This window comes from Streptomyces sp. NRRL F-5755, assembly GCF_001279365.1.
Lineage (GTDB): Bacteria > Actinomycetota > Actinomycetes > Streptomycetales > Streptomycetaceae > Streptomyces > Streptomyces rimosus.
In genome coordinates this window covers 68,347-93,686 of the sequence record NZ_LGCW01000295.1, presented here as the reverse complement: position 1 = coordinate 93,686, position 25,340 = coordinate 68,347, and the positions used below count along the sequence as shown (strand labels likewise).

The following is a 25,340-nucleotide window of genomic DNA, read 5'->3' as shown; positions in this document are numbered from 1 at the left end:
GCGGCGAAGATGGCGGGGCAACGGTCAAACGTGCGTGTCGGGTCCCCGGGCCGGCATCCCACCGAAAGATTGGCGTCCTGATGTCGAACGAGGAGAAGCTGCGCGAGTACCTCAAGCGCGCGATCGCGGACCTCCACGAGACCCGTCAGCAGTTGGACGAGACCGAGGCGAAGCAGCGCGAGCCCATCGCGATCGTCTCGATGGCCTGCCGCTTCCCCGGTGGCGTCCGGTCCCCGGAAGACCTCTGGGACCTGCTGCGGGACGGCGTCGACGCGATCTCCTCCTTCCCCCGCAACCGCGGCTGGGACCTGGATGCGCTCTACCACCCCGAGCCGTCCCACCAGGGCACCAGCTACGCCCGCGAGGGCGGGTTCCTGCACGACGCGGGCGAGTTCGACCCCGGCTTCTTCGGGATCTCCCCGCGCGAGGCGCTGGCCATGGACCCCCAGCAGCGGCTGCTGCTGGAGACCGCGTGGGAAGCCGTCGAACGCGCCGGCATCGACCCGGAATCCCTCGCGGGCAGCAGCACCGGCGTGTTCGTCGGCACCGGCCACGGGGAGTACGACACCGAGGGCGGCCGGCGCGCCGACGAGGTCGGCGGGCACCTGCTGACCGGCAACCACATCAGCATCGCCTCCGGCCGGATCTCCTACGTGCTGGGCCTGGAGGGCCCCGCGCTGACCGTGGACACGGCCTGCTCCTCCTCGCTGGTTGCCCTGCACCTGGCCGCGCACGCGCTGCGGCGCGGCGAGTGCGCCATGGCCCTGGTGGGCGGCGCGACCGTGATGTCCACGCCGAAGATCTTCGTGGAGTTCTCCCGCCAGCGCGGCCTGGCGCCCGACGGCCGCTGCAAGCCGTTCGCGGCCGCTGCCGACGGCACCGGCTGGAGCGAGGGCGTCGGCATGCTGTGCGTCGAGCGGCTCTCGGACGCGGTGCGCAACGGCCATCCCGTACTCGCCGTACTGAAGGGCTCGGCCGTCAACCAGGACGGCGCGTCCAACGGCCTGACCGCCCCCAACGGCCCCGCGCAGCAGCGCGTCATCCGCCAGGCGCTCACCGGCGCCGGCCTGGCCGCCGCGGACATCGACGCCGTGGAGGCGCACGGCACCGGCACCACCCTCGGTGACCCCGTCGAGGCGCACGCGCTGCTGGCCACGTATGGTCAGCAGCGCCCCGCCGACCGGCCCGTGCTGATCGGCGCCATGAAGTCCAACGTCGGGCACACCCAGGCCGCCGCCGGTATCGCGGGCGTGATGAAGATGGTCCTGGCGATGCGGCACGGGCAGCTGCCCAGGACCCTGCACCTGGACGAGCCCACCGGGCACGTCGACTGGAGCGAGGGCAACGCCAGGCTCCTCGCGGAGCCCGAGCCCTGGCCGAGCGCCGACCGGCCCCGCCGCGCCGCCGTCTCGTCCTTCGGCATCAGCGGCACCAACGCCCACGTCATCCTGGAACAGGCGCCCGCCCAGGACGCCGAACCGGCCCCCGAACCGGCCGTCCGGCCGGGCGCGCTGCCCCTGGTCCTGTCCGCCCGCACCGAAGAGGCCCTGCGCGCCCAGGCCGAACGGCTCGGCCGCCACCTGCGGGACCGGGCCGACCTGGAACCGGCCGCGGTCGCGCGCGCCCTCGCGAGCAGCCGTACGCTCATGGAGCACCGCGCGGTCGTCGTCGCGGACGACCGGGAAGCGCTGCTGAACGGCCTGGACGCGCTGGCCGCGAGCCGCACCGCCACCGGCCTGGTCAGCGGCGTCGCCGCCACGGCCCCCACCGCCTTCCTCTTCGCCGGACAGGGCTCGCAGCGCGCCGGCATGGGACGCGAGCTGTACGCGACGTACCCCGCGTTCGCCACGGCCTTCGACGCGGTGTGCGCGGAACTCGACCCGCACCTGGACCGGCCGCTGCGCGACATCGTCTTCGCCGAGGAAGGCAGCGACGAGGCCGCCCTGCTGGACCGCACCGCCTACACGCAGACCGCCCTGTTCGCCCTGGAGACCGCCCTGTTCCGGCTGGTCGAGTCCTGGGGCATGGCGCCCCGGTTCGTCGCCGGGCACTCCATCGGCGAGCTGACCGCCGCCCACGTCAGCGGCGTACTGACCCTCCAGGACGCCGCACGGCTGGTCGCCGCGCGCGGCACCCTGATGCAGGCGCTGCCCGAAGGCGGCGCGATGGTGGCGGTCCAGGCCACCGAAGAGGAGATACGCGGCCACCTCGCGGACCGCGAGGACGTGGCCCTGGCAGCCGCCAACGGGCCCGATTCCACCGTCATTTCGGGCGACGAGCAGGCCGTGACCGAGATCGCGGAGCACTGGGCGGCGCAGGGCCGCCGCACCAAGCGGCTGCGGGTCAGCCATGCCTTCCACTCCCCGCACATGGACGGCATGCTGGAGGACTTCCGGCGCGTCGCGCGCGGCCTGACCTTCCACGCGCCCCGTATCCCCATCGTGTCCACGGTGACCGGCGCGCTCGCCGCCGAGGAGGACCTGCGCTCACCCGACTACTGGGTACGGCAGGTCCGCGAAGCGGTGCGCTTCTGCGCCGCGGTACGCACTCTCGAAGCCGAGGGCGTCACCACGTACGTGGAGATCGGCCCCGGCGGCGTCCTGACGCCCATGGTCCAGGACAGCCTGACCACCCTCGAAGCGCCCGTGCTCGTCCCGCTGCTGCGCACCGGACGCCCCGAGGCGCCCGCCCTCACCGAGGCCGTCGCCACCGCCTTCGCGCACGGCGACCGCGTCGACTGGACCGCCTGCTTGGGCGCGCCCGGCACCTCGCACGTCGACCTGCCCACCTACGCCTTCCAGCGCCAGTGGTACTGGCTGGACCCGGCGGGCCGCGACGAGGAGGAGACCGCCGCCGCAGCGGGCGAGGCCGGCTTCTGGGCGGCCGTCGAACGCGAGGACCTCCAGGAACTCTCGGCCGTCCTGGCCATCGACGGCAGCGAGGCGGACTCCCTCGGCAGCCTCCTGCCCACCCTCTCCTCCTGGCACCGGCAGCGCAGGACGCAGGCCGCCGCGGACCGCTTCAGCTACCGCGTCCACTGGACCCCGCGCACCGCCTCCGGCGGCCCCGCCGCCACCGGCCACTGGCTCGTCGTGGTGCCCGAAGACGGCACCGGCGACCCGTGGACCGCCCGCCTCCTGGACACGCTGCACGACCAGGGCCTGCACACCGACGTACGCGAACTGCCCGCCGACCATGACCCCGACGCGCCCATCGCCTGGCCCGACACCCCACTCGACGGCGTGCTCTCCCTCCTGGCCCTGGACGAGCGGCCCCACCCGGACCTGCCCTCCGTGCCCCGCGGCCTGGCCGCCACCACCACACTGCTGCACGCCCTGGAGAGCGCGGGCGTCCAGGCGCCGCTGTGGTGCGCGACCCGCGGCGCCGTCGCCGTCGACCGGCACGACGCGCTCGACAGCCCCGTACAGGCACAGATCTGGGGCCTGGGCCGGGTGGCCGCCCTGGAGGCGCCGCAGAGCTGGGGCGGCCTCGTCGACCTCCCCGAGAACCTGGACCGGCGCACCGTCTCCGCACTGCTGGACGCCCTCGCCTCGGAAGAGGACCAGGTCGCGATCCGCCCGGCCGGGACCTTCGCCCGCCGCCTGGAAAGGATCGCCCCCGGCGGCGACACCGGTGTCCGGTGGAGCATCCACGGCACCGTCCTGGTCACCGGCGGCACCGGAGCCCTCGGCGGCCACCTCGCCCACTGGCTGGCCGACGCCGGGGCCGAACACCTCGTGCTCACCGGCCGCCGCGGCCCGCAGGCCCCCGGCGCCCAGGAACTCGCCGCCGCGCTCACCGACCGGGGCGTCAAGGTCACCCTCGCCGCCTGCGACGCCGCCGACCGCGAAGCGCTGGCGGCCGTCCTCGCGGACATCCCGCCGGAACTGCCGCTGACCGGCGTCGTGCACGCCGCGGGCGTCCTGGACGACGGCGTGCTGGCCGCGCTCACCCCCGAGCGCTTCGAGACCGTACTGCGCCCCAAGGCGCGTGCCGCACAGCACCTGCACGACCTCACCGAGGGCATGGACCTGGACCTCTTCGTCCTGTTCTCCTCGATCGTCGGCGTCCTGGGCAATGCCGGGCAGGCCGGCTACGCCGCCGCCAACGCCCACCTGGACGCCCTTGCCGCGCACCGCCGCCAACAAGGACTCCCGGCCACCTCCGTGTCCTGGGGCCCCTGGGCGGGCGAGGGCATGGCCACCGACAGCGACGCGGCCGACCGGCTGAGCCGTGACGGACTGCTGCCCATGGCCGCGGCCCCTGCGCTCGCCGCCCTGCGCCAGGCCCTCGCCCAGGACATGACGCACGTGACCGTGGCCGACATCGACTGGAGCGCGTACGCCCCGGCCCTGACCGCCGTCCGCCCCAGCCCCCTCATCGGCGACCTGCCCGAGGCCCGCCGCGCGCTCGGCCCCGCGGACGGCCCGCGCCGGGAACGCTCCCCCCTGCGCGACCGGATCGCCGCCCTGCCGCCCGCCGAGCAGGAACAGGCCCTCGTCACCACGGTCAGGGAAGAGGCCGCGAAGGTCCTCGGACACCCCTCGCCGGACACCGTCGACGTCCAGCGCGCCTTCCGCGAGCAGGGCTTCGACTCGCTGATGTCGGTCGACCTGCGCAACCGGCTCTCCGCCGCCACCGGCCTGCGGCTGCCCGCCACCCTGCTGTACGACCACCCCTCCACCGTCGCGGTCGCCGCGTACCTGCGCTCCGAGGTCCTGGGCGCCGCGGGCCCCGCCACGGTCGTCCAGGCGTCGGCCGCCGCCCTCGACGAACCGGTGGCGATCGTCGGCATGGCCTGCCGCTTCCCCGGCGGGGTGGACTCGCCCGAGGCCCTGTGGCGCCTGCTCGCCGAGGGCGGCGACGCCATCACCCGGATGCCCGCCGACCGGGGCTGGGACCTGGACCGGATCTACCACCCCGACCCCGACCACCAGGGCACCAGCTACACCCGCGACGGTGGCTTCCTGGAGGGCGTGGCCGGCTTCGACGCGGACTTTTTCGGCATCTCGCCGCGCGAGGCCCTCACCATGGACCCCCAGCAGCGGCTGCTCCTGGAAACGACCTGGGAAGTCCTCGAACAGGCCGGTATCGACCCGGAGACGCTGCGCGGCAGCAGCACCGGCGTCTTCGCGGGCACCAACACCCAGGACTACGGCACGGTCCTGGACGCGGCCCAGGACGAGACCGGCGGCCACCGGATCACCGGCAACGCGATGAGCGTCGTCTCCGGCCGCGTCTCCTACACCTTCGGCTTCGAGGGCCCGGCGGTCACAGTGGACACGGCGTGCTCCTCCTCGCTGGTGGCCCTGCACATGGCGGCACAGGCGCTGCGCCAGGGCGAATGCTCCCTCGCGGTCGCGGGCGGCGTCACGGTGATGTCCACCCCGTCCTCCTTCGTGGAGTTCGCCCGCCAGCGCGGACTGTCCCCCGACGGCCGCTGCAAGCCGTTCGCTGCCGCCGCCGACGGCACCGGCTGGAGCGAGGGCGTCGGCCTGCTGCTCGTGGAACGGCTCAGCGACGCCCGCCGCAACGGCCATCAGGTGTTGGCCGTCGTCCGCGGCTCCGCCGTCAACCAGGACGGCGCGTCCAACGGCCTGAGCGCCCCCAGCGGCCCGTCCCAGCAGCGGGTCATCCGCCAGGCCCTGGCCAACGCCCGGCTGGACGCCTCCGAGGTCGACGCCGTGGAGGCGCACGGCACCGGCACCACGCTCGGCGACCCGATCGAGGCGCAGGCGCTCCTCGCCACCTACGGCCAGGGGCGGCCTGCGGAGCAGCCGCTGCTGCTGGGCGCGGTGAAGTCCAACCTCGGCCACACCCAGGCCGCCGCCGGTGTGGCGGGCGTGATGAAGATGGTCCTGGCGATGCGGCACGGCGTACTGCCGCGCACCCTCCACCTGGACGAGCCCACCGGGCACGTCGACTGGACCGCGGGCGCCGTCGAACTGCTCGCCGAGAACACCGACTGGCCCGAGACCGGCCACCCCCGGCGCAGCGCCGTCTCCGCATTCGGCATCAGCGGCACCAACGCGCACGTGGTCCTGGAGCTGCCCCCGGCCACAGAATCCGAAGCGCCCGCCACCGCTCCCGACGGGCCGGCACCGCTGCTGCTCTCCGCCAAGACCGAGAGCGCCCTGCGCGCCCAGGCGGCCCGCCTGCACGCCCACCTCGGCCGCGAGCCCGCGCCCCGGCTCACGGACACCGCGTACACGCTGATGACGCGCCGCGCGGCCTTCGCCCACCGCGCGGCCGTCCGCGCCGACGACCACGGCGCCGCACTGCGCGCTCTGGCCGCACTGGCCGCGGGCGAGCCCGACCCCGCCGTGGCCACCGGCACCGCCCGGACCGGCCCGGACGCCGTCCTCTTCTCGGGTCAGGGCTCGCAGCGTCTGGGCATGGGCCGGGAGTTGTACGGCCAATACGCGGCCTTCACGGACGCCTTCGACGCGGTGTGCGCGGCCTTGGACGAGCACCTGGACCGCCCCCTGCGGGAGGTCGTCTGGGGCGAGGACGCCGAGCTGCTGAACCAGACGGCCTACGCGCAGGCCGCGCTGTTCGCCATCGAGGTGGCCCTCTTCCGGCTCGTGGAGTCCTGGGGCGTACGGCCGCAGTACGTGGCCGGGCACTCCGTCGGCGAGATCGCCGCGGCGCATGTGGCCGGAGTGTTCTCGCTGCCCGACGCCTGTGCGCTGGTGGCGGCGCGTGGCCGGCTGATGCAGGCGTTGCCCGTCGGCGGGGCGATGGTGGCGATCCGTGCGACGGAGGCCGAGATTCTTCCGCATCTGACGGAAGAGGTGTCGATAGCGGCGATCAACGGCCCGTCGTCGGTCGTGGTCTCGGGCGCGGAGGAAGCCGTACTTGCGATTGCGCGGCACTTCGAGGAGGAGGGCCGCAAAACGACCCGCCTCCGGGTCTCGCACGCTTTCCACTCGCCCCTCATGGAACCGATGCTGGAGGAATTCCGGGCCGTCGCCGAGGGCCTTTCCTACGGCGAACCGGAACTGGCCGTCGTATCGAACGTCACCGGCGAACTCGCCACCCCCGACCAACTGCGCACCCCCGAATACTGGGTGACCCATGTCCGCGCGGCGGTCCGGTTCGCCGACGGCGTCCGCGCCCTGCGCGCTCAGGGCGTGACGCGCTTCCTGGAACTGGGGCCCGACGGCACGCTCTCGGCGATGGCACGCGAGTCGCTGCCGGACGGGGCCGCCGACGGCGGCACTCCCGAGGAGGCCGTTCTCGTCCCCGTCCTGCGCAAGGACCGCCGCGAGGAGACAACGCTCCTCGCGGCCCTGACGGAACTGCACGTACACGGCGCCGACATCGACTGGACCGCGTTCCTCACCGGCCTCTCCGGCCGGGACGCGCACGCCATCGACCTGCCGACGTACGCCTTCCAGCACCAGCGGTTCTGGCCGACCCCCGACCCGGCCCGTACCGGGGACCTCGGTGCCGCCGGTCTCGCAGCGGCCGGACACCCCCTGCTCAGCGCCGCCCTGGAACTGCCCGACGGCGACGGCCTGCTGTTCACCACGCGCCTGTCGCTCGCCACCCACCCCTGGCTGGCCGGGCACGCCGTCATGGGCGCGGTGCTGCTGCCGGGCACGGCATTCGTCGAACTGGCGATCCGCGCCGCCGACGAGGCGGGCTGCGACCGCGTGGACGAACTGACCCTGGCCACCCCGCTCGTCCTGCCCGAACACGGCGGCGTGCACCTCCAACTGCGCGTGGGCCCCGCCGACGAGACGGGCCGCCGCGCATTCAGCGCGCGCTCCAGGGCGGAGGGCGACGGCGACCACCCGTGGGTGCAGCACGCCACCGGCACACTCTCCACCGGCCCGCAGCCACCCGCGACCGACATCGACTTCGCCGCTTCCTGGCCGCCCGCCGACGCCGAGCCCGTCGACCTGACCGGCCTCTACCCGGGCCTGGCCGACCGCGGATTCGACTACGGCCCGCACTTCCAGGGCCTGCGCGCCGCATGGCGCCGGGGCGACGAGGTGTTCGCCGAGGTCGCCCTGCCCGAGGAGGCCGAGGGCGACGCGTCCGGCTACGGCCTGCACCCGGCGCTGCTCGACGCGGCCCTGCACATCGTCAACGTCGACGGAACCCACGGGCAGGTCGTGCCCTTCTCCTGGGAGGGCGTCTCGCTGCACGCCTCCGGCGCCGCTGCGGTACGGGTGCGGATCACCCGGCACGACGCCGACACGGTCTCCGTGGACGTCGCCGACACCGCGGGCGGGCCCGTCGCCTCCATCGGCGCGCTCGTCGTACGGGCGGTCTCCGCGGACCAGTGGGAAAGCGGCACCGACACGGTGGGCCGGGACGCGCTGTTCCGGCTCCAGTGGAATCCCGTACGGCTTCCCTCGGCCGGGGCCGGGGAGACCGTCGCGGTGCTCGGTTCCCTCCCGGACTCGTCGTTCGAGCAGTACGCGGACCTGGAGTCCTTGGCGGCGGGCGGCGCCGTGCCGGGTGCGGTGCTGATGGTTCCGACGGCCGGGGCCGCGGGGACGGTGGACTCTGTTCACGCCATGGCGGCCGAGGCGCTGGATGTGATCCAGTCGTGGCTGGCGGATGAGCGGTTCGCGGCTTCGCGTCTGGTGTTCGTGACGCGGGGCGCGGTGTCGGGTGCGGATCTCGCGGGTGCGGCGGTATGGGGCCTGGTGCGGTCGGCGCAGTCGGAGCACCCGGGCCGCTTCGGCCTGGTGGACCTGGCGGACGACGCCGATGTGGCGCTGGTGCCGCGAGCACTCGCGACGGATGAGCCGCAGCTGCTCGTACGCGGCGGTGAGGTGCTGGCGGCGCGGCTGGTGCGGTCGCAGGCGCAGCAGGCGATGACGTGGGACCCGTCCGGCACGGTGTTGATCACCGGTGGTACGGGTGGTCTGGGCCGGGTTGTCGCCCGGCATCTGGTGGCGGAGCACGGGGTACGGAGTCTGCTGCTGGTCAGCCGGAGCGGTCCGGCTGCCGAGGGCGTCGATGAGCTGGTGGCCGAGCTGCGGGACCACGGCGCCGAAGCCGTCGTCGAGGCGTGCGACGTAACCGACGCGACCGCCGTAGCCGACCTCGTTACCCGTCATACGCCCACCGCCGTGGTGCATACGGCCGGTGTCCTGGACGACGGCGTGGTGGAATCCCTCACCCCCGAGCGGCTCGCGGCCGTACTGCGTCCCAAGGTGGACGCGGCCTGGAACCTGCACGAGGCGACCAAGGATCTGGCCCTGGACGCGTTCGTGGTCTTCTCCTCCGTGGCCGGGACGATCGGCAGCGCCGGCCAGGGCAACTACGCGGCCGGTAACACCTTCTTGGACGCGCTGGCCCACCACCGCCGGGCTCAGGGCCTCCCGGCCACGTCGCTCGCGTGGGGCCCGTGGTCCCAGGACAGCGGCATGACCGGCACCCTCACCGATGCCGACGTCCAGCGCATCGCCCGTCAGGGCATGCCGCCGTTGTCGGCCGAGGAGGGCGTGGCCCTCTTCGACGCCGCCGTTGGCGGCCCCGAGGCCATGGCGCTCCCCGTCCGCCTGGATCTGGCGACCTTGCGCGAGCAGGGCGAGGTGATCCCGCTGCTGCGCGGCCTGATCAGGACCCGCGCGCGGCGCTCGGTGGTCGCGGGCTCGGCCGCGGTCGCCGGGCTGGTGGAGCGCCTGTCCGGGCTGTCCCCGGCGGAGCGGCGCGAGGCGCTGCTCGATGTCGTCCGTACGCAGATCGCCACGGTCCTGGGGCACGCGAGCCCGGAGACGGTCGACCCCGACCGGGCCTTCCAGGAACTCGGCTTCGACTCCCTGACCGGCGTCGAGCTGCGCAACCGGCTCAACAAGGCGACGGGCATGCGCCTGTCGGCGACCACCGTCTTCGACTACCCCACGGCCGGTACGCTCGTCGACTTCCTGCTGGACGAGCTGTTCAGCGCGCAGAAGGCCGCGGACGAAGCGCTGCCGGCGCGGATGCCGACGGCCACGGCCGACGATCCGGTGGTGATCGTCGGCATGAGCTGCCGCTACCCGGGCGGCGTCACCTCGCCCGAGGACCTGTGGCGGCTGGTGTCGGACGGCGTGGACGCCGTCTCGGACTTCCCCGCCGACCGCGGCTGGGACGTGGACGCGCTCTACAACCCCGACCCCGAAGCGCTCGGCACCTCGTACACCCGCTCCGGTGGGTTCCTGCACGAGGCGGGCGACTTCGACCCCGAATTCTTCGGGATGAGCCCCCGGGAGGCCCTGGCGACGGACGCCCAGCAGCGGCTGCTGCTGGAGACGACCTGGGAGGCCATCGAGCGGGCGGGCATCGACCCGGCCACGCTCCGGGGCAGCCGTACGGGCGTCTTCGCGGGCGTGATGTACACCGACTACAGCGAGATCATGGTCGGCGACCAGTACGAGGGCTACCGGGGCAACGGCAGTGCCGCCAGCATCGCTTCCGGCCGGGTGTCGTACACCTTCGGCTTCGAGGGCCCGGCGGTCACGGTGGACACGGCGTGCTCGTCGTCGCTGGTCGCCCTGCACCTGGCCGCGCAGGCGCTGCGGTCCGGTGAGTGCTCGCTGGCCATGGCGGGCGGTGTGACGGTGATGTCGACGCCGACGACGTTCGTGGACTTCTCGCGGCAGCGCGGCCTGTCGGCGGACGGCCGCTGCAAGGCGTTCGCCGAGGCGGCCGACGGTGTCGGCTGGGGCGAGGGCGTCGGCATGCTGGTGCTGGAGCGCCTGTCGGACGCCGGTGAACCAGGACGGCGCGTCGAACGGTCTGACGGCGCCCAACGGCCCGTCGCAGCAGCGGGTCATCCGGCAGGCGCTGGCCAGCGCGGGCCTGTCCGGGGCGGACGTGGACGCGGTCGAGGGCCACGGCACGGGGACGGCACTGGGCGACCCGATCGAAGCGCAGGCGCTGCTGGCCACGTACGGCCAGGAGCGGCCCGAGGACCGGCCGCTGCTGCTGGGCTCGGTGAAGTCCAACATCGGCCACTCGCAGGCGGCCGCGGGCGTCGCCGGCGTGATCAAGATGGTGCAGGCCATGCACCATGGCGTACTCCCGCGGACGCTGCACGTCGACGAGCCCTCGACGCACGTCGAGTGGAGCGCGGGCGCCGTGGAACTGCTGACCTCCGCGGCCGAATGGCCGCAGGGCGACGGGCCGCGCCGCGCCGGCGTCTCCTCCTTCGGCATCAGCGGGACCAATGCCCACGTCATCCTCGAACAGCCCGAGCCGGTCGCGGCCGACGCCGGAACGGACGTCCCGGCGACCGGGCCCGGCGCGCTGGCGTGGGTGCTGTCCGGCAGGAACGAGGCCGCGCTGCGCGGCCAGGCAGCACGCCTGCTGCCCCTGGTCACCGGCGACGACACGCTGTCCGCACGGGACATCGGCCACTCGCTGGTGACCGGACGGTCGACGTTCGCCCGGCGTGCCGTGGTGTGGGGCCAGGACCGCGACGCACTGGTGCGGGCCCTGTCCGCACTCGCGGCGGGCGAGACCGACCCCGGCCTGGCGGAAGGCCCGGCCGATGCGGGGAAGACGGCCTTCCTGTTCTCGGGCCAGGGATCGCAATGTCTGGGCATGGGCCGGGAGTTGTACGGCCGCTACCCGGTGTTCGCGGACGCCTTCGACGCGGTGTGCGCGGCCTTGGACGAGCACCTGGAGCACCCTCTGCGGGAGGTCGTCTGGGGCGAGGACGCCGAGCTGCTGAACCAGACGGCCTACGCGCAGGCCGGGCTGTTCGCCATCGAGGTGGCGCTGTACCGGCTGGCGGAGTCGTGGGGCGTCCACGCGGACTTCGTTGCGGGGCATTCGATCGGTGAGGTAGCGGCGGCGCATGTTGCCGGGGTGTTCTCGCTGGGCGATGCCTGTGCGCTGGTGGCGGCACGCGGCCGGTTGATGCAGGCGCTGCCCGTCGGTGGGGCGATGGTGGCGATCCGGGCGACGGAGGCCGAAATTCTTCCGCATTTGACGGAAGAGGTGTCGATAGCGGCGATCAATGGCCCGTCGTCGGTCGTCGTCTCGGGCGCCGAGGAAGCCGTACTGGCGATTGCGCGGCACTTCGAGGGCGAGGGCCGCAAAGCCACCCGTCTCCGGGTCTCGCACGCTTTCCACTCGCCCCTCATGGAACCGATGCTGGAGGACTTCCGCACGGTCGTGGCACGGCTGTCGTTCGGCACGCCGGCGATCCCCGTCGTGTCCAACCTGACGGGCGAACTCGCCGAGCCCGACCAGCTCGCCGACGCCGACTACTGGGTCCGGCACGTCCGCGAGGCCGTGCGCTTCGCGGACGGAATCGGGGCGCTGCGCACGGCAGGGGCCACGCGGTTCCTGGAACTCGGCCCGGACAGTGTGCTGACGGCGATGGCCCGCGAGACGGCATCGGACGAGGCCGTACTCGCCCCCGTCCTGCGCAAGGACCGCCCCGAGGAGACGACGCTGCTGGGCGCCTTGGCGCAGCTGTACGTCCGGGGCGCGAGCGTGAACTGGGCGGAAATGTTCGCCGGTTCGGGCGCGCGGTGGGTGGATCTGCCGACGTACGCGTTCCAGCATGAGCGGTTCTGGCCTGCGGGCGGGGCGGCACGTACAGGCGATGTGCGGTCCGCCGGTCTGGGCTCGGCGGGGCACCCGTTGCTGGGTGCGGCGGTGGAGCTGGCGGGCTCGGGCGGGCTGCTGTTCACCGGTCGGCTGTCGGTCTCGTCGCATCCGTGGCTGGCTGATCATGTGGTGCTGGGCTCCGTCCTGGTCCCCGGTACGGCGCTGGTCGAACTGGTGCTGCGAGCGGCCGACGAGGTCGGCTGCGACCTGCTGGAGGAACTGACCCTGGCCGCGCCCCTGGTGCTGCCTGCCTCGGGTGGCGCGGTTCAGGTACAGGTCTGGGTCGGCGAGCCCGACGACGACGGTCGCCGACCGGTGTCGGTGCACTCGCGCGAAGGCGAGGCCCCCTGGACGCTGCACGCCGAGGGCGCGGTCACCACCGGAGCCGCAACGGCCTCCTTCGACGCTGCCGTATGGCCTCCGCAGGGCGCGGAGCCGCTGGAGGTGGCGGGCTGCTACGACGCACTCGCCGACGCCGGGCTCACGTACGGCCCGGCCTTCCAGGGCCTGCGGGCAGCCTGGAAGGCGGGCGAGGACATCTATGCCGAGGTGGCGCTCCCCGAGGGCACCGACGGCGACGCCTACGGTCTGCACCCCGCCCTCTTCGACGCCGCGCTGCACGCGGCAGCGCTGGGCGGCGGCGAAGCGGGCGCCGTCCCGTTCTCGTGGACCGGAGTGACCCTGCACGCCACCGGCGCCTCCCGGGTGCGGGTACGCATCCGCGGCGCGGCCGGCGCGCTGTCGGTCGCGATCGCGGACACGTCCGGTGCGCCGGTCGCCTCCGTGGATGCGCTGGTGATACGCCCGCTCTCGGCCGGACAGCTGCGGACCGCCGACCGCGACGCCCTGTTCAAGGTCGAATGGGCCCCCGTCCCGCTCACGGACGAGCGTGTCGAGCCCGGCACCGGCCCGGAGGGCGAGCCGCTGCGCACCTACGCGGACCTGGACGCCCTGACCGGCGCGAACGTGCCCGGAACCGTCCTGGTCGCGCCGCCCGCCGACACCGCCGCAATGGTGGACTCCGTCCACGCGGCGACCGCCTGGGCGCTGGAAATGGTCCAGTCGTGGCTGGCCGACGACCGGTTCGCCACCTCGCGTCTGGTGTTCGTCACGCGCGGGGCGGTCACCGGCGCGGATCTGGCGGGCGCCGCCGTACGCGGTCTGGTCCGGTCGGCGCAGTCGGAGAACCCGGGCCGCTTCGGCCTGGTGGACCTGGCGGAGGACGCCGATACGACGGTGCTGCCGCAGGCGCTGGCGACCGACGAACCCGACCTGCTGGTACGCGGCGGTGAGGTGCTGGCGGCACGGCTGGCCCGTACCGAGGCCCAGCAGCCCTTGAGCTGGGACACCTCCGGCCCGGTGCTGATCACCGGTGGTACGGGTGGTCTGGGCCGCATTGTCACCCGGCACCTGGCGGCTGAGCACGGGGTACGGAGTCTGCTGCTGGTCAGCCGGAGCGGTCCGGCTGCCGAGGGCGTCGAGGAGTTGGTGGCCGAGCTGCGGGATCACGGCGCCGAGGCGGTGGTCGAGGCGTGCGACGTGACCGACGCGGCGGCTGTCGCCAACCTGGTCACGCGTTACGAGCCGACCGCCGTGGTGCATACGGCCGGTGTCCTGGACGACGGCGTGGTGGAATCCCTCACCCCGGAGCGGCTGGCGGCCGTACTGCGTCCGAAGGTGGACGCGGCCTGGAACCTGCACGAGGCCACCAAGGACCTGGCCCTGGACGCCTTCGTGGTCTTCTCTTCCGTGGCCGGTACTTTCGGCAGCGCGGGTCAGGCCAACTACGCGGCCGGTAACTCCTTCCTGGACGCGCTGGCCCACCACCGCCGGGCCGCGGGCCTCACGGCCACGTCCCTGGCATGGGGCCCCTGGTCCCAGAACAGCGGTATGACCGGCACCCTCACCGACGCCGACGTCCAGCGCATCGCCCGGCAGGGCATGCCCCCGCTGTCGGCCGAGGAAGGCACGGCCCTCTTCGACGCCGCCCTCGGCAGCGCGGAGCCCCTGGCGCTCCCCGTCCGTCTGGACCTCGCGGTCCTGCGCGAGCAGGGCGAGGTGCCCCCGCTGCTGCGTTCCTTGATCCGTACGAGGACCCGCCGTACCGGCGCCGCCGCGGCCTCCGGCATCGCGCAGCGCCTGGCCGGGCTGTCCCCGGCGGAGCGGCGCGAGGCACTGCTCGACGTCGTCCGTACGCAGATCGCCACGGTCCTGGGCCACGCGAGCCCGGAGACGGTCGCCCCGGACCGGGCTTTCCAGGACCTCGGATTCGACTCGCTGACCGCAATCGAACTCCGCAACCTGCTGGGCAAGGCCACCGGCCTGCGGCTCCCGGCGACGACCGTGTTCGACTACCCGACGGCCGACGCCCTGGCGAGCCACCTCCTCGACGAGCTGTTCGGCGCGGAGACCGAGACGCCGCTCCCGGTGTCCGCCCTCCCGTCCCTGACGGACGACCCGGTCGTGATCGTCGGCATGAGCTGCCGCTTCCCCGGCGGCGTCACCTCGCCCGAGGACCTGTGGCAGCTGGTCTCCGAAGGGGTGGACGCGGTCTCCGGCTTCCCCACCGACCGCGGCTGGGAGATCGACGACACCTACGACCCCGACCGCGAGGGCGCCATCGCCACCCGCTCCGGCGGCTTCCTCCACGACGCGGCGGACTTCGATCCCGAGTTCTTCGGCATGAGCCCCCGCGAGGCCCTGACCACCGACGCCCAGCAGCGGCTGCTGCTGGAGACGACCTGGGAGGCGCTGGAGCGCGCCGGCATGGACCCGGCCACCCTGCGCGGCAGCCGTACGGGCGTCTTCGCGGGCGTGATGTACCACGACTACTCGTCGCTGCTCTCCGGGCGCGAGTTCGAGGGCTACCAGGGCAGCGGCAGCGCGGGCAGTGTCGCCTCGGGCCGGGTGTCGTACACCTTCGGCTTCGAGGGCCCGGCGGTCACGGTGGACACGGCGTGCTCGTCGTCGCTGGTGGCCCTGCACCTGGCGGCGCAGTCGCTGCGCCAGGGGGAGTGCTCGCTGGCGCTCGCGGGCGGTGTGACGGTGATGTCGACGCCGCTGACCTTCGTGGAGTTCACCCGCCAGGGCGGGCTCTCCCCGGACGGGCGCTGCAAGGCGTTCGCCGATGCCGCCGACGGCGTCGGCTGGGCCGAAGGCGCGGGATTCCTGGTGCTGGAACGGCTGTCGGACGCGCGCCGCAACGGGCATCAGCGGTGAACCAGGACGGCGCGTCGAACGGTCTGACGGCGCCCAACGGCCCGTCGCAGCAGCGGGTCATCCGGCAGGCGCTGGCCAGCGCGGGCCTGTCCGCCGCCGATGTCGACGCGGTGGAGGCGCACGGTACGGGGACGACGCTCGGCGACCCGATCGAGGCGCAGGCACTCCTGGCCACGTACGGTCAGGAGCGACCGGAAGACCGGCCGCTGCTGCTGGGATCGGTGAAGTCCAACATCGGCCACGCGCAGGCGGCTGCGGGCGTCGCGGGTATCGTGAAGATGGTGCTGGCCATGCGCCACGGCGTCCTTCCCCGGACGCTGCACGTCGATGAGCCCTCGACGCACGTGGACTGGAGCGCGGGCGCCGTCGAGCTGCTGACCTCCGAGGCCGAGTGGCCGCAGAGCGACGGGCCGCGCCGCGCGGCCGTCTCCTCCTTCGGAATCAGCGGGACCAACGCACACGTGATCCTGGAGCAGCCCGAACCGGTCACGCCCGACACCGAACCGGACGATGCCGGACCGGACGATGCCGAAAACCGGACGGCCGACTCCGATGCACCGGTGCCGGTGCTCCTGTCCGGCCGGAGCGAGCCGGCGTTGCGCGCCCAGGCGGCACGGCTGCTGTCCCGTCTGGACGGCGAACCGGGCCCGCGGGTCACGGACGTCGCCTATTCGCTCGCGACCGGCCGCTCGGCGTTCCAGCACCGCGCGGTGATCCTGGCCGCGGACCGGGAGGAGCTGCTGAGCTCGCTGTCCGCCCTGGCCGAGGGCCGCGGCGAAGCGGCCGTCGTCGCGCAGGACCGGGCCCGCTCGGGCAAGCTGGCGTTCTTGTTCTCGGGCCAGGGGTCGCAACGCCTGGGCATGGGCCGGGAGTTGTACGGCCAATACGCGGCCTTCAAGGAGGCGTTCGACGCGGTGTGCGCCGCCTTGGACGAGCACCTGGACCGCCCCCTGCGGGAGATCGTCTGGGGCGAGGACGCGGAACTGCTGAACCAGACCGCGTACACCCAGGCGTCCCTGTTCGCCATCGAGGTCGCCCTGTTCCGCCTGCTGGAGACGTGGGGCGTACGCCCGGACCAGCTCCTCGGACACTCCGTCGGCGAGATCGCCGCCGCGCATGTGGCCGGCGTGTTCTCACTGCCCGATGCCTGTGCGCTGGTGGCGGCGCGTGGTCGGCTGATGCAGGCGCTGCCTGCCGGCGGGGCGATGGTGGCGATCCGTGCGACGGAGGCCGGGATCCTTCCGCATCTGACGGAAGAGGTGTCGATAGCGGCGATCAATGGCCCGTCGTCGGTCGTGGTCTCGGGCGCCGAGGAAGCCGTACTGGCGATTGCGCGGCACTTCGAGGGCGAGGGCCGCAAAACGACCCGCCTTCGGGTCTCGCACGCTTTCCACTCGCCTCTCATGGAACCGATGCTGGAGGAATTCCGGACTGTCGCCGACGGCATGACGTACGGAGAGCCACGCATCCCCGTGATCTCCAACGTCACCGGCGAACCCGCCGCCACGGAACAGCTGTGCTCCGCGCAGTACTGGGTCAGCCACGTCCGCGAGGCCGTACGGTTCGCCGACGGGGTCGGCGCGCTGACCGCGCAGGGCGTCGTGGCCTTCCTGGAACTCGGCCCCGACGGCGCCCTGTCCGCACTCGCCACCGAGTCCGCGACGGACGATTCGGTCCTGGCCCCCGTACTGCGCAAGGACCGGCCCGAGGCACCGGCGCTGCTCACGGCCCTGGCCCGACTGCACGCCTGCGGCATGCCGGTCGACTGGTCGGCCGTCTTCGCGGGTTCGGGTGCGCGGTGGGTGGACCTGCCGACGTACGCGTTCCAGCACGAGCGGTTCTGGCCTGCGGGCGGGGCGGCGCGTGCGGGTGATGTGCGGTCGGCCGGTCTTGGCTCGGCGGGGCACCCACTGCTGGGCGCGGCCGTGGAATTGGCCGGCTCCGATGGCTTGCTGTTCACGGGGCGGCTGTCGGTGTCGTCGCATCCGTGGCTGGCGGATCATGTGGTGCTGGGCTCCGTCCTGGTCCCCGGTACGGCGCTGGTCGAACTGGTGCTACGAGCGGCCGACGAGGTGGACTGCGGTGCGGTGGAGGAGCTGACACTCGCCGCGCCCCTGGTGCTGCCTGCCACGGGCGGCGCGGTCCAGGTACAGGTCTGGGTCGGTGAGCCCGACGACGACGGTCGCCGCTCGGTGTCGGTGCACTCGCGCGAAGGTGAGGGCCCGTGGACGCTGCATGCCAGCGGCGCCCTGACCCCGGCCCCCGCCGAGGCGGTGCCGTTCGATGCCGCCGTGTGGCCCCCGCAGGGCGCCGAGCCGCTTGAGGTGGCGGGCTGCTACGAGCGGTTCGCGGACGCCGGATTCGAGTACGGCCCGGTGTTCCAGGGCCTGCGCGCGGTCTGGCAGGCGGGCGAGGACATCTATGCCGAGGTGGCGCTCCCCGAGGGCACCGACGGTGACGCCTACGGTCTGCACCCCGCCCTCTTCGACGCCGCGCTGCACGCGTCGCTGGTGAGCGCCGGGGGAGCGGACGAAGGAGCCGTCCCCTTCTCGTGGAACGGAGTGACGCTCCACGCCACCGGCGCTTCCCGGGTGCGGGTACGCATCCGTCCCACCGAGGACGGCAGCTCGATCGCCGTCGCCGACACGGCCGGCGCCCCGGTGGCCTCGGTACGGTCCCTGACCGTGCGGCCGATCACCACCGGACAGCTCCGGACCGGCGACCGTGACGCCCTCTTCAAGGTCGACTGGACCGGCGTACCCCTCATGGGCGAGCGCGCGGACTCCCTCGCCCTGCTCGGCAAGGACACCGAAGGCATCCTCGACGGCCTCGCGCTCCAGCCCCGCACGGATCTCGACGACCTCGCGGAGGCAGGCGACCACGGCACCGTGCTCGTCCCGCCGGCGGCCGGGGCCGCGGGGACGGTGGAGTCCGTTCACGCCGTGGCGGCCGAGGCGCTGGGCGTGGTCCAGTCGTGGCTGGCGGATGAGCGGTTCGCGGCTTCGCGTCTGGTGTTCGTGACGCGGGGTGCGGTGTCGGGTGCGGATCTCGCGGGTGCGGCGGTGTGGGGTCTGGTGCGGTCGGCGCAGTCGGAGCATCCGGGCCGCTTCGGTCTGGTGGATGTGGAAGACGACGCCGATGCGACGCTGATCCGTCAGGTGTTGGCGTCGGACGAGCCGCAGTTGCTGATACGCGGCGGTGAGGTGCTGGCGGCGCGCCTGGCCCGTACCGAGGCCCAGCAGCCCCTGAGCTGGAACACCTCCGGCCCGGTGCTGATCACCGGTGGTACGGGTGGTCTCGGCCGCATTGTCGCCCGGCACTTGGCGGCTGAGCACGGGGTACGGAGTCTGCTGCTGGTCAGCCGCAGGGGGCCGGCTGCCGAGGGCGTCGAGGGGCTGGTGGCCGAGCTGCGGGACCACGGCGCCGAGGCGGTGGTCGAGGCGTGCGACGTGACCGACGCGGCGGCTGTCGTCGACCTGGTCACGCGTTACGAGCCGAGCGCCGTGGTGCATACGGCCGGTGTCCTGGACGACGGCGTGGTGGAGTCGCTGACTGCGGAGCGGCTGGCGGCCGTACTGCGTCCGAAGGTCGATGCGGCCTGGAACCTGCACGAGGCGACCAAGGACCTGGCCCTGGACGCGTTCGTGGTGTTCTCCTCCGTGGCCGGCACTTTCGGCAGCGCGGGCCAGGCCAACTACGCGGCCGGTAACGCCTTCCTGGACGCGCTGGCCCACCACCGCCGGACGCAGGGCCTCCCGGCCACGTCGCTCGCCTGGGGCCCCTGGTCCCAGAACAGCGGTATGACCGGCACCCTCACGGACGCCGATGTCCAGCGCATGGCCCGCTCGGGTATGCCGCCGCTGTCGGCCGAGGAAGGCGTGGCGCTGTTCGACGCGGCCCTCGCCAGTGAGGAGCCCGCGACCGTCCCCGCTCGCCTGGACCTGGCGGGCCTGCGCCGGCAGGGCGAGGTGGCCCCGCTGCTGCGCGGCCTGATCAGGACCTCGGGCCGGCGTACGGCGGTGGCCGCGACCGACGGCGACGCCGCGGTCGCCTTCGCCCAGCGGCTGACCGGTCTGTCGGCGGCGGAGGGACGCGAGGTCGTCCTCGATGCCGTACGCGGCCAGGTCGCGGCCGTTCTGGGACACGGCGGGGACACGGAGATCGATGAGGACCGCGCCTTCCTGGACCTCGGTTTCGACTCCCTCACCGCGGTCGAACTCCGCAACCGGCTGAGTGCCCTCACGGGAATCCGCCTGCCGGCGACGCTGCTGTTCGACTACCCGACGCCCGCGGAACTCGTCGACCACCTCCAGACCCGCATCGCACCCGAGCCGTCCTTCGGCCCGGAAACGCTCCTGGGCGAACTCGAAAGGCTGGAGAAGGGCTTCGGTGAACTCGTCATCACGGAGGAGGTGCACGAGCAGATAGCCGGCCGCCTGGAAGTCCTCCGGGCGAAGTGGCAGGCCCTGCGGGACACGGCCCCGGCGGCCGGACGCGACGGCTCCCCGGCCGACGAGGACTTCGACTTCGAGTCCGCCTCCGACGAAGAGGTCTTCGACCTCCTCGACAACGAACTCGGCCTGAACTGACAGGACGAGCCGAAAGAACGCCCCCTCCCCGATGGAATGTCGGGGAGGGGGCGTTTCCTTCCTGCGGGCCGGTGGGCCGGTGGGCCGGTGGGCCGGTGGGCCGGTGGGCCGGTGGGCCGGCCGACGGCCGCCCCACCGGTCAGCCGGTCAGTCGGTGAGCAGCGCCGCCCGCAGCCGCTCCAGCTCCTGCCCGTTCAGCCCCAGCCCCTCCCGCAGATAGGCGCCGAAGGTGCCGAAGCGCGCCTCGATCTCGTCGAAGGCGGCGTTCAGGTATGGGGCCCTCGTCTCCAGGACCGGCTTGAGGCGGGCGGCGATCTCGGGGGGCTGCGCGGCGAGTTCGGCGGTGTTGCTTGCGGCGAGGTAGTCGTTGCTGGCCAGGTAGTCGCGCATGACCGTCTCGCGGTCCACGCCGAGGGCCATGAGAAGGACGGCCGTTGCCCAGCCCGTACGGTCCTTGCCGCTGGAGCAGTGATGGACCAGCGCGTACGAGCCGGGCTCGGCGGCCGTGCGGAACAGCGAACGGTAAGCCTTGGCGGCCGCGGGCCTGACGATGAACTGCCGGTAGGATTCGGCCATCAGCCGCTCGGACGCCTCGGCTGTGGGGGGCAGTTCGCCGGAGTTCTCCTCGCCGATGACATTGGCGACGACATAGCGTGCGCCCGCGGGCAGCCGGTCCGGGGCCTTGGCCCGCTCGCCCGGCGTGCGCAGGTCGAAGTCCGTATGGATGCCCAGGCGCCGCAGCTTGGCCAGGTCGGCGTCGGTGAGCTTGTGCAGGGCGTCGGCGCGGTACAGCACGCCCATCTTCACCCACCGGCCGTCGGCGGTGCGGTAGCCGCCCGCGTCACGGAAGTTGGCGGCGCCCTCCAGGTGCAGCGAGCGGTCGGCGAGGGTGAGCGGATCGCCCTCGTCCGGCACGAGGCGGAACCACTGACGGTCGGCCGCGGGCAGCCGGCGTACGGTGACGGTGGCCTCGGCCCCGCCGTACGCCACGACCTTGCCGTCGGCGTACACGGTCACCGAACCGGCGCCGGGCGCCTTCCAGGACACGGTGAAGGAACCGTCCTGCTGCTGGGCCACCGTGGCATGGGTGAACGGAATGCCGCGCGTGGCCGGTGACGCCTGCGCCGCGTGCCGCCCCGCTTCGGTGGTCGGCGCGGCGACCGGCTCGGCCGAGGCGAAGGACGCGGTGACCCCCACGGCCGAAACGGTGGCGACGAACGACACGGCGATGCGGCGGGCGGTCTGCACGGCCGCCGTGGATGGTGAGTTCATAGCCGGGACCGTACGGCCGGAAACAGCACGGAATTACTAGAGCGGGCGGGACGGGCCGGGCGGGGCCGAAAGGCGATCCGCGCACGCCGTACCTTTAACATTTCCCTTAGTCTTTTGTGGGCAGGATGGGGGCGCGCGGCGGCCCGGGGCCGGTGGAACAGGCCCGCATTCTTCTTGGTGGCGGCGCCGCGGAACAGCCCTGCGGGGAAAAATCCTGTGGCGAAGGTTGGGTACTACCAGCGTGATCGAGAACCAGCATCTGTCACGGCGCCGTCTGCTCGGACTGGCCGCCCTCGGCGGCGCCGCCGTCGCCGGAATGACCACGATTTCCGCCGCCCCGCGCGCCGCGGCCGCCGGCCAGGGAAGCCCGCGGGCCGGTGACGGCGCGTTCGTACCGGCGGTGGTGATCGGCACCGGTTACGGTGCGGCGGTCTCCGCGCTGCGGCTCGGCGAGGCGGGAATTCCGACGCTCATGCTCGAAATGGGCCAGCTGTGGAACAAGCCGGCCGACGACGGCAACATCTTCTGCGGAATGCTCAAGCCCGACCGCCGGTCCAGCTGGTTCAAGTCGCGCACCGAAGCCCCGCTGGGCTCGTTCCTGTGGCTGGATGTCATCAACCGCAACATCGACCCGTACGCGGGCGTCCTCGACAAGGTGCACTTCGACGAGATGTCGGTGTACGTGGGACGGGGCGTCGGCGGCGGCTCGCTGGTCAACGGCGGCATGGCCGTCGTACCGAAGCGCTCGTACTTCGAAGAGGTCCTCCCGCGGGTGGACGCCGCCCAGATGTACGACCGGTACTTCCCGCGCGCCAACTCCATGCTCAAGGTGAACCACATCGACAAGGGGTGGTTCGAGGACACGGAGTGGTACAAGTACGCGCGGGTCTCGCGCGAACAGGCGGGCAAGGCGGGCCTGAGCACCACCTTCGTCCCCAACGTCTACGACTTCGGCCACATGCGGCGCGAGGCGGACGGCACGGCGCCCAAGTCGGCGCTGGCCGGCGAGGTGATCTACGGCAACAACCACGGCAAGCAGAGCCTGGACAAGACCTACCTGGCCGCCGCGCTGGGCACCGGCAAGGTCACCATCGAGACGCTGCACCAGGTCAAGGCGATCCGCCGGCAGCCGGACGGCAGCTATGTGCTGTCCGTGGTCCAGAGCGACGCCGACGGCAAGGTCGTCGCGCAGAAGGAGATCGGCTGCCGCCACCTGTTCCTCGGCGCGGGCAGCCTCGGCTCCACCGAACTGCTGGTGCGCGCCCGCGACACCGGCACACTGCCCGAGCTGAACGCCGAGGTCGGCGCGGGCTGGGGCCCCAACGGCAACATCATGACCGGCCGCGCCAACCACGTCTGGAACCCCACCGGGGCCCACCAGTCCTCGATCCCCGCCCTGGGCATCGACGACTGGGACAACCCGGCAGCCCCGGTCTTCGCGGAGATCGCGCCGATGCCGGCCGGCCTGGAGACCTGGGTCAGCCTCTACCTGGCGATCACCAAGAACCCCGAGCGCGGCACCTTCGTCTACGACAAGGCCACCGACCGGGCCAAGCTACGCTGGACCCGGGACCAGAACACTCCCGCGGTCAACGCCGCGAAGTCGCTGTTCGACCGGATCAACAAGGCCAACACGACGATGTACCGCTACGACCTGTTCGGTTCGCAGCTGAAGAACTTCTCCGACGACTTCAGCTACCACCCGCTCGGCGGCTGCGTCCTGGGCAAGGCCACCGACCTCTACGGCCGCGTCGCCGGCTACCGGAACCTCTACGTCATGGACGGCGCGCTCGTGCCGGGCTCCATCGGCGTCAACCCCTTCGTGACCATCACGGCCCTCGCCGAGCGCAACATCGAGCGGATCATCGCGGAGGACGTCAAGGCCGCGTAGCCGTGCCCCGGTGACGGCTAGGGCGTGTCTTTCGGATCATCCTGGGCCCGCGACGCCTGGCACGGCACCTCGCACCCACGGACACCCAGTCCGAGGGCAATGCTCCGCCTTGCGATGCACCGCACCAGACGCCGCGGGCTGCTCCAGGCTGATCCAAAAGACACGCCCTAGCCCCGGCGCGCGCGTCCGCGACCCCGGCCCTCCTCTCACGCGGAGGGCCGGTTCGCTGCTGCCCGGATATCTCCGCAGCCCGCACAACACCGCACAGGCTCTAAGGATTTTCCGGTGCGCGGCGTGAGATCAATGGACGGTGCGGCCGGACGATCCGCACGGGGTGTGCTCGCGAACCCTGTTCATCAGCGCGAAAGGGAATCCATGGAATCCGCCCGACGGCCGATCCTCTTCGTCAGTCTTCCGGAGGCCGGGCTGGCCAATCCGCTGCTCGTCCTGGCCGAGGAACTCTCCCGCCAAGACGTGCCGGATCTCTGGTTCGCCACCGACGAGCCGCGGCGCGAGGACGTGAAGAGGATTTCGGTGGGATCTCCGGTGGAATTCGCCTCACTGGGGGAGGTCGTCCCCGAACTGTCGGCGGTGACCTGGGGCGACGAGGTGTACCGGGAAGTCACCCAGTCGTCGCGGTTCAAGGCGCACCGCGCGGTGATCCGGCACTCGTACGTGCCCCGCGCGCAGGAGGAGAAGTTCCAGAAGCTCGCGGCCGTCGTCGACGAGATCCGGCCGGCGCTGATCGTCGTCGACTGCATCAGTTCGTACGGCGTGGAGCTGGCCATGGCGCGGAAGATCCCGTACGTGCTCAGCGTGCCGTTCACCCCGAGCAATGTGCTGACGGCGTTCACCCCCTTCGCCAAGGGCTATACCCCGAAGGACTTCCCCGTACCGCACACGGGGCTGCCCTATCCGATGAATGTCCCGCAGCGGGTGCGCAACATGCTCTTCAAACTGCGGACTCTCGCGATGTTCTGCACGCCCACGATGAGCAAGGTGCTGGCCGAGGACAACCGGCGGCGCAAGGCGCACGGGCTCGGGCAGATGAGCCCGATGGCGCGGATCGACCACGCCGACCTGGTGCTGTGCAATTCGATCGCCGAGCTGGACTATCCCTTCGACATTCCGGAGAAGTTCCGGATGGTCGGCACGATGGTGCCGCCCCTGCCGGAGGCCGAGCAGGAGGACGAGCTCTCGCGCTGGCTGGACGAACAGTCCTCGGTCGTCTACGCGGGATTCGGGACCATCACCCGGCTCACCCGGGAACAGGTCCATTCCATGGTGGAGGTGGCCCGCCGGCTCCAGGGACGGCACCAGGTGCTGTGGAAACTGCCCTCGGGACAGCAGCACCTGCTGCCGCCGAAGGAATCCCTGCCGGACAATCTCCGTATCGAGAACTGGGTCCCTTCGCAGCTCGATGTCCTCGCGCATCCGAACGTGAAGCTGTTCTTCACCCACGCCGGCGGCAACGGCTACAACGAAGGCGTGTATTTCGGCAAGCCGCTCGTGGTACGGCCGCTGTGGGTGGACTGCTACGACCAGGCCGTGCGCGGCCGGGACTTCGGCATCAGCCTGACCCTCGACCGGCCCCGGGACCTCGACGTCGACGATGTGGTCGACAAGCTGACCCGGGTGCTCGACACCCCCTCCTTCCGCGAGAACGCGGAGCGGCTCGGCGCCCTGCAGCGTGCGGCGGGCGGCCGTGCGGCCGCTGCCGAGGTGATCCTCGGACACCCGGCCCTGGCCCGGGCGTAACACCGCACGCACATCTGTCCGTGGACCACGAAAAGGCAAGGAAG

The 25,340-nt window shown here is 72.7% G+C and carries 3 protein-coding genes and 1 pseudogene; 3 read left to right on the top strand and 1 reads right to left on the bottom strand.

The genetic code is table 11. The features are described from left to right. Positions 1 to 80: 80 nt before the first annotated feature. Positions 81 to 20,375, top strand: a pseudogene (locus ADK86_RS45780) (type I polyketide synthase). Between the two features lie 147 nt (positions 20,376 to 20,522). On the opposite strand, the gene ADK86_RS31790 reads toward ADK86_RS45780, so the two are convergent. Further along, positions 20,523 to 21,647, bottom strand: coding sequence for a tyrosine-protein phosphatase (locus ADK86_RS31790; protein ID WP_234346135.1), 1,125 nt, complete (start codon positions 21,645 to 21,647; stop codon positions 20,523 to 20,525). Between the two features lie 241 nt (positions 21,648 to 21,888). Here ADK86_RS31790 and ADK86_RS31785 point away from each other — a divergent pair, with 241 nt between their 5' ends. After that, positions 21,889 to 23,538, top strand: coding sequence for a GMC oxidoreductase (locus tag ADK86_RS31785; protein ID WP_030600410.1), 1,650 nt, complete (start codon positions 21,889 to 21,891; stop codon positions 23,536 to 23,538). A gap of 375 nt (positions 23,539 to 23,913) precedes the next feature. Then, positions 23,914 to 25,296: a glycosyltransferase gene (locus tag ADK86_RS31780; RefSeq protein WP_053699700.1), complete on the top strand. Its 1,383-nt coding sequence runs from the start codon at positions 23,914 to 23,916 to the stop codon at positions 25,294 to 25,296. Positions 25,297 to 25,340: the final 44 nt, after the last annotated feature.

Coding starts and splice junctions, on each gene's coding strand:
- ADK86_RS31780 (WP_053699700.1), top strand. CDS start 23,914: ATGGAATCCGCCCGACGGCCGATCCTCTTCGTCAGTCTTCCGGAGGCC.
- ADK86_RS31790 (WP_234346135.1), bottom strand. CDS start 21,647: ATGAACTCACCATCCACGGCGGCCGTGCAGACCGCCCGCCGCATCGCC.